The following is an 11324-nucleotide window of genomic DNA, read 5'->3' on the forward strand; positions in this document are numbered from 1 at the left end:
GGCGGGCTCCGGCCACGTGGTCGCCAGCCCCTCGGGTGCCCGCCGACGACCGCGCCGCGCTCGGGCCCCTGCCCCCGGTGCCTTCGGTGCCCCCGCCCCCTGCGCCCCCTGCGCCCCCGGTGCCTTCGGTGCCGCGGGCCGCCTCCCGGGCGCGCGCGGACAGCAGCGACGCGGACAGCGGCGACAGGGCGTCCCCCGGCTCGCCGATCAGGTGGTCGCCACCGACCGTCGTGCCGGCGGTGTCGGTCGTCGTGCCGGACGTGGCGGCCACCGTGCCGGCGGGTCGATGGTCCGCGGACGGCACGCCGGTGCCGGGCTCGGGGGCCGCGGCGAGGGTCGCGCCGGCCGTCTCGGGGGCGGCCGTGGCCGGGGCGCCCACGTACAGGGCCAGCAGGACGCCGGCCAGAAGGAGCGGCGTGCGCCGGGCGCCCACGGTCACACGCCTCCGCCGATGCGCGCGAACTCCTGCAGCGCCGCCTTGAGCGCGTCCGGCCCCACCGCCAGCGGCCCCCCGAACACGTGTGCGATGTCCCACGTCAAGTACGTCCCGAAGCCCAGCAGCGCCGCCATCGCCACGAGCGGGGCGAGGGCGACGCCGCGCGGCCTGGCCCCCGCCAGGAACGGGAAGACGATGACCACGATCCCCGTGAGGATCGTCAGGAAGAGCAGCCCGGGCGGCGGCGTGGAGGCGGCGTCGGCGGCGCGCTGGGAGCGGGCGGCCGCCAGGTCGGCCACGTGGTCGAGCACGGTGGTCCTGGCGTCCTTGGCGTCGTCGTCGTCCGTGACGATGGCGGCGACCCGGGCGCGCAGCGCGTCGAGCCGCTCGGTGCCGACCGGGTGCATGCGCCCCTGCTCCATGGCGGGCCACTCGTCGCCGACCACGAAGGTGACGTAGTCGCGCAGCGCGGCGCGGACGAGGCCGGGCGCGGTGCCGGGCAGGCCGGAGGCGGCCCAGTAGGCGTCGACGGCGGCCTGGCTCTCGGCCTGGGTGTTCTGCCGGGCGGCGTCGGCCGTGGTCCAGGGCACGATGATGGCGATCGCGAACACCAGCAGGAACAGCGCCGACAGCATCGAGCCCGCGTGGCCGGCCGACGGCCCGTCGGGCTGCCGGTCGTCCTCGCCGCGGCCGGTCATCCTGTACGCGAGCGCGGTGAGCGCCACCACGCCCACCGCCGCCGCGATCGCGAGCGCGTACGCCACCATAACGATCTCCTGTCGCCCTGCCGGATACGGAATGTCACTTGACTATCACAGTCCGCATTCAAAGGTGAAGTCGTGATAACCGGAAAGCAGGGCGCGGGAGGCGGCGGGCCGTCCGGCGGCCGGATCGACGCCCGCCGCGCCCGTCCGGGGCGGGCGGCTGGACGGATCGACCGCGACGCCGTTCTGACTGTGCCATTCGTCCAGCCGCGTTCTCTTTGTCAGAAGAAGACCAGGATCATGCGGCGGGTGGAGAACCTTCTTAACGACCGCTCGTTCGTCATGGTGAGCTCGACCGCCAGCGCGGTGGACCCCGAGCAGCCCACCGCCTTCCGCTACTGGGAGTCCGACGGGGTGGTGTGGGGCGACTACGACGGCGACACCGTCACGCTGGGGCGCTTCGTCGGCAGCCGCGAGGGCGACGTCGTGACCATCACGTACGTGCACGCCCTCAAGGCCGGCGGCAGGGCCTCCGGGCAGAGTGTCAGCCGCGTGGAGCGCGAGGAGGACGGGCGGCTGCGCCTGGTGGAGGAGTTCCAGTTCGAGGGGGACGACACGCGGCACGTGAGCGTGTGCACCGAGGTGCCGTCCGCCTCCTGAGAAGCCCGTCTCCCTGACGAGCCCGCCTCCTGAGAAGCCCGTCTCCCGGGAAGCCCGTCTCCCGGGAAGCCCACCTTCCGAGAGGTCCGGGGAGGGCCGGTCAGGTGTCCTTGCGGAGGGCCGCCCGGCCCTCCGTCGCGCCGACGAAGCGCATCTTGCCGAGCGGCACGTCCCCTGAAGCCTCCTGAGGGGCCCGGCGGGCGGGCCGCGCGGTGCGCGCGTCACGGTCGCTCGGCAGCACGTACGGCCGCCTGAGCACCTCGTCCAGGATGAACACCGTCTCGGTCGCCTTGACGGCCGGGATGTTGGCCAGCCGGTCCGTCACCATGGTGTGGACCTCGGCCACGTCGGCCACCCGCACCTGGATCATCGCGTCGTGCTGCCCGGTGGTGATCGCGCAGTACTCGACCTCGGGCATGCGGGCCAGCTCGGCCCGGAACTGCTTCCACATCTGCTGCCGCACGGTGACGAAGATGAGGGCGGTGATGCCCAGGCCGGTGCGGACGTGGTCGATCTCGGCGGTGAAGCGCTTGATGGCGCCGTCCGCGCGCAGCGCCTCGAAGCGCGTGTAGGCGTTGGCGCGGGAGATGCCGACCCGCTCGGCCAGCGCCGACACCGAGATCCTGCCGTTCTCGCGCAGGACCTCGAGGATCTTCATGTGGACGGAGTCCAGTTCGAGACCGATGCCGATCCGTCCAGACGGGCCGCCAGCGCCGCTGCCATTCCTGGAAATATCACTCATTGCTACCCCTTGCCTATTTATATACGTCTTGGCGACCACACGGCTCCTGGACGTTCTGCCAGACAATCCTGGACACCTTTCGACTGATCGTCCAACTGATCGTCCAACTGGAGGACCCTATGGCGACCCGCTCGCAGACGGCGGCCGTACTGCTCGCCGGTGCACTCGCTCTCGCCGCCTGCGGCAGCGGCGGCTCCGGTAAGAGCGGCGGCGGCCCCACCGCGCAGGCCGGCGGCGGCAGGACCCTGGTCATCGACACGTCGTTCGACCTCAAGACCGCCGACCCCGGGCGCACCTACGAGCCCACCGGCCTGATCGTCGGCAAGGCCGCGTACGAGACGCTGCTCACCTTCGACGGCTCCGACGTGACCAAGCCGGTCCCGGCGCTGGCCGACTCCTACAAGCTGTCCGCGGACGGCAAGGTCCTCACGCTCACGCTGAAGAAGGGCGCCACGTTCGCCGACGGCTCGCCCGTCACGGCCGACGACGTGGTGTTCTCGCTGACCCGGGTGCGCGACATGAAGGGCACCCCCTCGTTCCTGCTCGACGGCGTCGAGGTGGCCAAGACCGACGACTCCACGGTCACGCTCACCTCGAAGCAGGCCAACCCGGCGCTGCCGTACATCCTGCCGAACCCGGCGCTCGGCATCCTCAACAGCAAGCTCGCCAAGGCGCACGGCGCCACCGCGGACGCCCAGGACAAGGCGGAGCAGTACCTGAACGGCTCCTCCGCGGGCTCGGGCCCGTACGAGATCGAGTCGTTCAACGTGAGCAGCCAGGTGGTGCTCAAGGCGAACGGCAAGTACCACGGCCCCAAGCCGTTCTACGACAAGGTCGTCATCCGCAACGTCGAGGCCGCCACGCAGAAGCTCAACGTGCAGCGCGGCGACAGCCAGGTGGCGCTCAACCTGTCGGGCGACCAGGTGACCGGCATGCCGGCGAACCTCCAGTTGAAGAAGACCGCCTCGGCCAACGTCATCTTCCTGCTCGTCAACCAGGACTCCGGGGTCAGCGGGACCACGCCGAACCCCAAGTTCGTCGAGGCGGTGCGCAAGGGCGTCGACTACGCCGGCCTGCTGGAGCTGGCCGGCGAGGGCGCCACGCAGGCGCCGGGCGTCATCCCGTCGCAGTTGCTCGGCGCGCTCGGCGCCGATCAGGCGGCCAAGCGGGACGTCGAGGGCGCCAAGGCGGCGCTGGCGGCCAGCGGAGTGACCAACCCGACGGTCAAGCTGGAGTACCCGAGCGAGCTGACCGTGAACGGCCTGTCGTTCCAGCCGCTGGCCGAGCGGATCCAGGCCAACCTCAAGGAGGTCGGCATCACCGTGGACCTCCAGCCGGCGCCGGTCACCACGGCCCTGGACAACTACCGCAACGGCAAGGAGGAGATGGGCCTGTGGTACTGGGGCCCGGACTACCCCGACCCGAGCGACTACCTGGTGTTCCTGCCCGGCAAGACGGTCGGCCTGCGGGCCGGGTGGAAGGCCGGGGCCGACAAGACGGTCTCGGCGGCCGGTGACAAGGCCGCGGCGGCGGTCGGCGAGGACGCGCGCAAGCAGGCGTACGCCGAGATGCAGACGCAGCTCAACGCCACGGGCCCGTTCGTCCCGCTGATCCAGCCGAGCCAGAACATCGTGACGGCCGCGTCCGTCGCGGGCCTGGAGTACCACCCGGTGTGGACCGTGGACGTCGCCGACCTGACCGGTAAGTGAGGCTCGTGACGTGTCAGCCATGACGTCCGCCAAGGAGACCGCGGACGCCGCGCCCCCGGTCCGGCGGGGGCGGGGCGGGCATCCGCTCGCCCGCTTCCTGGTCCGGCGGGTCCTGACCGCCGTGCTGCTGGCCCTGGGCATCACGCTGGTGACGTTCGTGCTGACGAACCTGGTGCCGGGCGACCCGGTGGCCGCCAACCTCGGCCAGCGGGCGCTCGGCGACCCGGCCATCGTGGCGCAGTGGCGCGCCGAGCACGGCCTGGACAAGCCGCTGTGGGAGCAGTACGCGCTGCACCTCGGGGGTCTGGTCCAGGGCGACTTCGGCGTCAGCCAGCAGAGCCACCGGCCGGTCGCCGAGGACCTGGCGCAGTTCGTCCCGGCGACGCTGGAGCTGGCGGGGGCGGCGATCGCCGTCTCGCTGGTGCTCGGCGTGGCGTTCGGCGTGGTCGCCGCGCTGCGCCGCGACCGGCTGCCGGACCACGTCCTGCGGGTGCTGAGCCTGGTCGGCATCTCGGTGCCGACGTTCTGGCTGGCGCTGGTGGCGTTCTACGTGTTCTTCTACCGGCTGCAGATCACGCCGGGCAGCGGCCGGGTGGACCCGGCGATCGGCGAGGCGCCCGGGGTCACCGGGCTCCAGACGGTGGACGCGCTGATCGCCGGCCGGTGGGACGTGTTCACCTCGGCCGTCGGCCACCTGATCACCCCGGCGCTCGTGCTGGCGCTGTACACGATCGGCCTGCTGACCCGGTTCACCCGCTCGGCGGTGCTGGAGGTGCTCGGGCAGGACTACGTGCGGGCGGCCCGCGCCAAGGGGCTGCCCGGCCGGGTGATCCTGTTCCGCTACGTGCTGCGCTCGGCGCTGGTGCCGATCATCACGGTGGCGGGCCTGGCGTTCGGCAGCCTGCTGTCCGGCACCGTGCTGGTCGAGGCGATCTTCGCCTGGCCGGGCGTCGGACAGTACGCCTACAAGAGTGCCACCACCCTCGACCTGCCCGCCGTCATGGGCGTCGGCCTGGTCGTGGGCGTGGTCTACCTCGTCATCAACCTGATCGTGGACGTGCTGTACGGCGTCATCGACCCGCGTGTGAGGCTCCAGTGAAACGCGATCCCCTGGCCCGCAGGGGCCTGCTCGGGCGGCTGCCCGAGGCGTGGCGGCAGCCGCTGGCCGTCGTGGGCGCCCTGGTCGCGGTGCTCTGGCTGGTGGTCGCGCTCGCGGCGCCGGTCCTGGCCCCGCACGACCCGCTCGCGCAGGAGCTGCCGCGCCTGGCCGCGCCCGGCCCCGGGCACTGGTTCGGCACCGACCAGCTCGGCCGCGACATCCTCAGCCGCGTCATGTACGGCGCGCGGGTGTCGATCCCGCTGACGCTCGTCCTGGTGACGCTGTCGGTGCTGATCGGCGGCCTGCTCGGCGCCTGCGCCGGCTACTTCGGCCGGTGGGCCGACGAGACGATCATGCGGGTGGCGGACCTGGTGTTCGCCTTCCCGACGGTCATCCTGGCCATGGTGGTGGCCGCGGCGCTGGGCGCGAGCCTGGTCAACGCGGTGCTGGCCGTGCTGGTCGTCGCCTGGCCCGCCTACGCCCGCGTCACCCGCGGCCTGGTGCTCGGGGTGCGGGAGCGGGAGTTCGTGCTGAGCGGGCGGCTGCTGGGCTTCTCCGCCTGGCGCTCGCTGCGCGTGGACGTGCTGCCGAACGTCACCGGCCCGGTCCTGGTGCTGGCGACGCTGGACATCGGCACCGCGTTGCTGCTGCTGTCGGGCCTGTCGTTCCTCGGTCTGGGCGCCAAGCCGCCGTCGCCCGAGTGGGGCGCCATGGTGGCGGGCGGGGTCGAGGTGTTCGACAGCTGGTGGGTCGCGACGTTCCCGGGCCTGGCGATCCTGACGGTGGTGCTCGCGTTCAACTTCCTCGGCGACACCCTGCGCGACGCCCTCGACCCGCGTACGGCCCGCGCGATCAAGGAGCGTGCGCTGTGACCCCCGACCTCACGACCCCGGGCAAGACGACGCTGGACATCACGGACCTCAAGGTCACCATCGGCGGCAGGGAGATCCTGCGCGGCGTGGACCTGTCGCTCCAGGAGGGCCGGGTGCACGGCCTGGCCGGGGAGAGCGGGTCCGGCAAGACCATGACCGGCCTGGCCGTGCTGGGGCTGCTGCCGCACGGCGCGCGGGCCACCGGGCGCATCGCGCTCGGCGACCGTGACCTGCTGAAGCTGCCGCCCCGCGAGCTGAACAAGGTGCGCGGCGGCGAGGTGGCGATGGTCTTCCAGGACCCGGCCACGAGCCTGCACCCGATGCTGTCGGTGGGCCGGCAGCTCACCGAGCACATGCGCCACCACCTCAAGCTCGGCAGGAAGGAGGCGCGGGCCAGGGCGGTGGAGCTGCTCGGCAAGGTCCGCATCCCGGGCGCCGAGGAGGCGTACGGGCGCTTCCCGCACCAGTTCTCGGGCGGCATGCGGCAGCGCATCGCGATCGCCATCGCGCTGGCCTGCTCGCCCCGGGTGCTCATCGCCGACGAGCCGACGACCGCGCTCGACGTGACCGTGCAGGCCGGCGTGCTGCGGCTGCTGCGCGGCCTGTGCGACGAGCTGGGGCTGGCGGTGCTGCTGGTCACCCACGACCTGGGGGTCATGTCGGCGATCGCCGACGAGGTCAGCGTGATGAAGGACGGGCTCGTCGTCGAGACCGGGCCGCGCGGCCGGGTCCTGCGGGAGCCGTCGCACGCCTACACCCGATCGCTGCTGGACTCGCTCCCTGGGGAGACCGCATGACGCTGGAGATCACGGACCTGGTGGTCGAGCACCGCTCCCCCGGCCGGCCGGTGGTCCGGGCCGTGGCGGGGGCGAGCCTGACCGTGCGGCCCGGCGAGGTCGTCGGGCTGGTCGGGGAGTCGGGATGCGGCAAGTCGACGCTGGCCCGCGCGGTCTGCGGGCTGAACCCGGTCACCGAGGGGTCCATCACGTTCGAGGGGCAGCCGGTCACTCCGCTCGGGCTGCGCCGCCGCACGCTGACGGGCGTCCAGATGGTGTTCCAGGACCCGTACGCGTCGCTGAACCCGCGGCGGCGCGTCGGCGACCAGATCGCCGACGGCCTGCGCACGGCCCGCGACGACGGCACCGACCCGGCCGACCTGCTGGAACGGGTGGGGCTGCCGCGGGAGTTCGCCGGGCGGCATCCGCACGAGTTCTCGGGCGGCCAGCGGCAGCGCATCGCGATCGCGCGGGCGCTGGCGGCCCGGCCGCGGATGCTGATCGGCGACGAGCCGATCTCCGCCCTGGACGCCTCCGCCCAGGCGCAGGTCGCCACCCTGATGCGGGACCTGGCGGTGGACTCGGGCGCGGGGCTGCTGTTCATCAGCCACGACCTGTCGGTGGTGCGGCTGATCGCCGACCGCATCGCCGTCATGTACCTGGGCCGGATCGTCGAGGTCGGCGACACGGCCGAGGTGTGGGACAACCCCCGCCACCCGTACACGCAGGCCCTGCTGCGGGCGATCCCCCGACCGGACGGGATGGGGGTGCTGCCGGAGGAGCTGCCCGGCGACGTGCCGGACCCGGCGGCGCCGCCGTCGGGCTGCCGGTTCCACCCGCGCTGCCCGTTCGCGATGGACGTGTGCCGGGAGAAGGAGCCGGAGCCGGGGCCGGTGGCCTGCTGGCTGCACGAGCCCGCGTGACCGGCGGCCGGACCGGGGGCCCGACCGAGGACGGGACCGGGGACGGGACCGGGAGCCCGACCGGGGACGGGACCGGGGTCGGCGGCGGGCGGCTGGGGGCCGTGCGCGCCGCCATGGCGGAGGCGGGCGTGGACGCGCTGGTGCTGCGCCCGTCGCCGGACTTCCGGTTCCTGGGGGGTACGGGCCAGGGCTTCCTCGTGGTCACGCCCGCGGCGTGCGAGGAGACGGACGACCCCGGCCTGATCGTCCCCGCCGGGGCGCGGCGGGTCGGGGTGGACCCGGAGATGCGGGTCCGTGAGCTGTTCGGGCTCTCGCTGGAGGCGGAGCTGGTGCCGGCGACGGCCGTGCTCGCGCCGCTGCGGCTGCGCAAGGAGCCGGACGACGTCGAGGCGGTGGCGCGGGCTGCCCGGGCGGCCGGGGCGGTGCTGGCCGGGGTGCGGGAGCTGGCCTGGTTCGGGGCGACCGAGCGGGCGATGGCGCGCCGGCTGGCGGCGCTGCTGCTGGAGTCCGGGTGCGAGGAGATCCTGTCGGTGCGCGTCGCGGCGGGCGAGCACACCGCCCGGCCGGCGCACCGGCCCGGCGAGCGGGTGATCAACCCGGGCGACGCGCTGCTGGTGTCGCTGTGCGGGCGGTGGGAGGGGCACTGCGCCGAGGTGGCGCGGGTCTTCGCCGTCGCCGAGCCGCCGGAGGACTTCGAGGCGATGTACTCGGTGGTGCTCGCCGCGCACGCCGCGGCCCAGCGGTCGGTACGGCCCGGCGTCCCGGCATCGGAGGTGGCGGCCGCGGTGCGCGAGGTGATCGACGGCAGCGGCTACGGCCGGTTCGCCGCCCCGCACGCCGGGAGGGGGATCGGCCGGGGCCACCAGGAGGGGCCGTGGCTGCGTGCGGGCGACGACACGCCGCTGGGGGCCGGGATGACGCTGTGCGTGGAGCCGGCGATCTACGTGCCGGAGCTGTTCGGTGCGCGGGTGGCGGACGTGGTGGCGTGCGGGCCCGGCGGGGCGTCGCCGCTGCATCCGGGCGTGGTCCCGGTGAGCCTGTGGGTGCTGGACCGCTGAGGCGGCCGGCTAACCCACCCTGTACCTTTTTATGCAACTATGCCGGATAAATCCTCCTTAAGGTTGTTTGCGTGTTGTTTGAGAAGGGATGGGCAACTTCCCCGCTGCGGTGGCTGATGGACACCCTGGGGCACGCCCAGCTGCAACGGATGACGGGCGAGCCCGGCCTGGTGGCCGCGGTGGACCAGCACGCGGCGGCGCTCCGCGACACGATCGCGCTCGACCGGGAGACGCTCGGCGACTACCTCCTGGGCTTCGCCGACGAGCTGCGGCACCGCGGCTGGACCTTCCGCGAGGAGCTGGACGCGGTCGCCCTGCGGCTGACCGCCATCTGCTGGCTCGCCCGCGAGCTGGACCTGCTGGCCGACGAGTCCCCCGCCTGACCTCCCCGGCGACGCCCCCGCCTGCCCACCCGCCCTGTGCCCGCGCCTCCTCCGGCGCAATCCCGCCGTGGCCGGGGCGGCAGGCGGGGGCCCGGACGCGTGACCGCTGCACGCGTCCGGGCCTCCGCAATCCGCGATCAGGCGTCGCGGCCGGGGTCGGGCCCCATGCCGCCCCTCGGGCCGCCCTCCGTCCACGGACGGTCCTCACCCGGCCGTCCCGGCTCGGCGCCCATCCCGGTCTGGCCGGTCTGGCCGGTCTGGCCGGGCTCCATCGGCCGGCCCGGCTCCATGGGCTGGCCGGGCGGCATGGGCTGGGCGGAAGGACGCGTGCCCATCTCGCCCGCCTGCTCCGAGCGCGCCGGCGCGCCGGCGGTCTCCGGCGTCCTGGCGGGCTCTGCCTCGGGAGCCATCTGCTGGGCGTCCTGGCGTCCCCGCTGGTACGCCTCGGCCTGCGCCCGAGCCTGCGGCGCCTGGCTCTCCATGCGGTCGAGCCAGCGATCCCACCGCTGCTGCATCGGCCGCACCATGCCACCACCGACGCCGATCGCGACGACGGCGCCCACGGTCGCGAGCACGGTGATCAGCACCGGCGTGGTGACCGTGGTGGCGACGCCGATCTGGTTCAGGGCGGCGATGATGCCCAGCGCCCAGATGAACACGGAGGCGGCCGTCGCCAGCCATCGGCCGTACGAGAGCCCGCCCAGCATGCTGGCCAGGAGGTCGCGGACGGCGGCGGCGATGGCACCGGCCACCACCACGATGATGATCGCCACGATCGCCTTGGGCAACCAGGCCACCACACCGGTCAGCAGCGCAGAGATCGGGTTCGGCCCGAACACGCTGAAGGCGATCTGCAGCGTGACCAGCAGGATCGCGTAGTAGATGAGCTTGGCGACCAGACCGCTGGCGTCATAGCGGCTGCGCTCCATCACTCGCCCCATGCCGCTGCGCTGCACCGCACGGTCGAAGCCCACCCGCTCCAGGATCTTGTCGGCGACCTTCGCCAGAACCTTGGCGATCAGCCAGCCGATGACGAGTATGACGATGAAGGCGACCAGCCTCGGTACGAACGTGGCGATCTGCCGGAAGACGTCCGTCAGGCCTTGGCCGATGTTGATGTCCACGGGTTTCCTCCTTCGAGGATCCAACGCAATCGCGCTACCCAAGACACGACATTTCACACACTCTCCGCGACGATGCGGGTGCCCACCGCCATATCGGACATCGAATCCGCAGGTCAAGGAAGATCCACGGCTGCCTCACTGAGTGTAATCGACTGTCGCTCAGGGTAATGACATGGTCATGCTGCGGATCGGCGTCTCGGGCGTGCACGGCTCGGCGGACATGGTCATCTGCGGGTGGCGCGACGGCCGGCCGGGCCGGCTCCGCACCGGCGTCAAGCTGATCTTCGAGGCGGGCGGCGTCGTCCCGCGCCTGCCCGGGCTGCGTACCGGCAACCGGGTGGCCCGCGGGCCGGAGGCCATCGCACGGGCGCTGTGCGAGGGCGTGGACGTGGTGCTCACCGAGCCCGGCGACCCGGCCGCGGTCGTGGTGGCGGCGGGCATGTGGCACTACGGCTGGACGGCCGAGGACGTGGGGGCGCTGGCCGGCGCCACGGTCGCGGGCCTCGCCCTGGCCGCGCAGCGGGCGCCGTGCGTGATGGAGATCCGCCGGGACGGCGGCGCGGCGCTGGACGGCGAGGTGAAGGCGGACGCGGTGCTGGCCTGCCTGGCCGCCCGCTTCCACTCGGGCCGCTATCCGACGCCCGTGGTGACGGTCCTGCTGGACTCGGTACGGCTCAGCCAGGAGGCGCCGTGCCGGGTCCGCATCGCCCCCTGCGCCGGCGAACCCGCCCACGCCCGCTAGCTGTATTGACCACGAGCGTTGTTAACAGTGGGGGTTGATCAAAGGAGAGGCCTCCGGTGTGGTGTAGGTGTCGAATCTTCACCGCGCGGAGGCCTC

The 11324-nt window shown here is 73.2% G+C and carries 12 protein-coding genes and 1 pseudogene; 9 read left to right on the plus strand and 4 right to left on the minus strand.

The features are described from left to right. Together AB0H64_RS44545 and AB0H64_RS44550 are read right to left on the minus strand one after the other, a co-directional pair. Nucleotides 1-439, minus strand: a pseudogene (locus AB0H64_RS44545) (hypothetical protein); the annotation flags it as partial. After that, the gene (locus AB0H64_RS44550) at nucleotides 436-1203 is read right to left on the minus strand and encodes a DUF4239 domain-containing protein (protein WP_357637916.1); all 768 of its coding nucleotides are present in this window, start codon (nucleotides 1201-1203) and stop codon (nucleotides 436-438) included. The gene AB0H64_RS44550 and the pseudogene AB0H64_RS44545, both read right to left, overlap by 4 nt. 246 nt (nucleotides 1204-1449) lie before the next feature. On the opposite strand from AB0H64_RS44550, the gene AB0H64_RS44555 reads away from it, so the two are divergent. Then, nucleotides 1450-1800, plus strand: coding sequence for a hypothetical protein (locus AB0H64_RS44555; RefSeq protein ID WP_357637918.1), 351 nt, complete (start codon nucleotides 1450-1452; stop codon nucleotides 1798-1800). A gap of 100 nt (nucleotides 1801-1900) precedes the next feature. On the opposite strand, the gene AB0H64_RS44560 is transcribed toward AB0H64_RS44555, so the two are convergent. Continuing rightward, a complete protein-coding gene (locus AB0H64_RS44560; RefSeq protein ID WP_357637922.1) occupies nucleotides 1901-2542 on the minus strand; it encodes an Lrp/AsnC family transcriptional regulator in 642 nt (213 codons plus the stop codon). Between the two features lie 119 nt (nucleotides 2543-2661). Between AB0H64_RS44560 and AB0H64_RS44565 the strand changes: the two genes are divergently transcribed. The 7 genes from AB0H64_RS44565 to AB0H64_RS44595 all read left to right on the plus strand — a co-directional run bounded on the left by AB0H64_RS44565 (nucleotide 2662) and on the right by AB0H64_RS44595 (nucleotide 9362). After that, entirely contained in the window at nucleotides 2662-4251 is a 1590-nt protein-coding gene (locus tag AB0H64_RS44565) for an ABC transporter substrate-binding protein (protein ID WP_357637924.1), read from the plus strand. Nucleotides 4252-4270: 19 nt separating this feature from the next. Further along, nucleotides 4271-5350 carry an ABC transporter permease gene (locus AB0H64_RS44570; RefSeq protein ID WP_357637946.1) on the plus strand — a complete coding sequence of 360 codons (1080 nt, stop codon included), beginning with the start codon at nucleotides 4271-4273 and terminating at the stop codon, nucleotides 5348-5350. Further along, the gene (locus AB0H64_RS44575) at nucleotides 5347-6222 is read left to right on the plus strand and encodes an ABC transporter permease (protein WP_357637927.1); all 876 of its coding nucleotides are present in this window, start codon (nucleotides 5347-5349) and stop codon (nucleotides 6220-6222) included. Before AB0H64_RS44570 ends, AB0H64_RS44575 begins: the two co-directional genes overlap by 4 nt. Further along, on the plus strand, nucleotides 6219-7019 hold the full coding sequence (locus tag AB0H64_RS44580) for an ABC transporter ATP-binding protein (RefSeq protein ID WP_357637930.1): 801 nt from the start codon (nucleotides 6219-6221) through the stop codon (nucleotides 7017-7019). The genes AB0H64_RS44575 and AB0H64_RS44580 overlap by 4 nt, the downstream gene beginning before the upstream one ends. Further along, nucleotides 7016-7921 (plus strand): ABC transporter ATP-binding protein, encoded by a 906-nt coding sequence (locus tag AB0H64_RS44585; RefSeq protein WP_357637933.1) that lies wholly within the window; start codon nucleotides 7016-7018, stop codon nucleotides 7919-7921. The genes AB0H64_RS44580 and AB0H64_RS44585 overlap by 4 nt, the downstream gene beginning before the upstream one ends. Continuing rightward, nucleotides 7918-8979 (plus strand): M24 family metallopeptidase, encoded by a 1062-nt coding sequence (locus tag AB0H64_RS44590; RefSeq protein ID WP_357637936.1) that lies wholly within the window; start codon nucleotides 7918-7920, stop codon nucleotides 8977-8979. The genes AB0H64_RS44585 and AB0H64_RS44590 overlap by 4 nt, the downstream gene beginning before the upstream one ends. A gap of 71 nt (nucleotides 8980-9050) precedes the next feature. Next, nucleotides 9051-9362 carry a DUF6401 family natural product biosynthesis protein gene (locus tag AB0H64_RS44595; protein WP_357637939.1) on the plus strand — a complete coding sequence of 104 codons (312 nt, stop codon included), beginning with the start codon at nucleotides 9051-9053 and terminating at the stop codon, nucleotides 9360-9362. Between the two features lie 137 nt (nucleotides 9363-9499). On the opposite strand, the gene AB0H64_RS44600 is transcribed toward AB0H64_RS44595, so the two are convergent. Further along, complete coding sequence (locus AB0H64_RS44600; protein ID WP_357637941.1) at nucleotides 9500-10486, minus strand: hypothetical protein; 987 nt, start codon at nucleotides 10484-10486, stop codon at nucleotides 9500-9502. Nucleotides 10487-10658: 172 nt separating this feature from the next. Between AB0H64_RS44600 and AB0H64_RS44605 the strand changes: the two genes are divergently transcribed. Beyond that, complete coding sequence (locus tag AB0H64_RS44605) at nucleotides 10659-11228, plus strand: acyclic terpene utilization AtuA family protein (RefSeq protein WP_357637944.1); 570 nt, start codon at nucleotides 10659-10661, stop codon at nucleotides 11226-11228. Nucleotides 11229-11324: the final 96 nt, after the last annotated feature.

This window comes from Nonomuraea sp. NPDC050733 (genome assembly GCF_040654215.1).
GTDB lineage: Bacteria > Actinomycetota > Actinomycetes > Streptosporangiales > Streptosporangiaceae > Nonomuraea.

Bases quoted from the DNA above. Each gene is read 5' to 3' on its own strand.
- AB0H64_RS44585 (WP_357637933.1), top strand. From the start codon at position 7,016: ATGACGCTGGAGATCACGGACCTGGTGGTCGAGCACCGCTCCCCCGGC.
- AB0H64_RS44570 (WP_357637946.1), top strand. From the start codon at position 4,271: ATGACGTCCGCCAAGGAGACCGCGGACGCCGCGCCCCCGGTCCGGCGG.
- AB0H64_RS44550 (WP_357637916.1), bottom strand. From the start codon at position 1,203: ATGGTGGCGTACGCGCTCGCGATCGCGGCGGCGGTGGGCGTGGTGGCG.
- AB0H64_RS44565 (WP_357637924.1), top strand. From the start codon at position 2,662: ATGGCGACCCGCTCGCAGACGGCGGCCGTACTGCTCGCCGGTGCACTC.
- AB0H64_RS44560 (WP_357637922.1), bottom strand. From the start codon at position 2,542: ATGAGTGATATTTCCAGGAATGGCAGCGGCGCTGGCGGCCCGTCTGGA.
- AB0H64_RS44605 (WP_357637944.1), top strand. From the start codon at position 10,659: ATGGTCATGCTGCGGATCGGCGTCTCGGGCGTGCACGGCTCGGCGGAC.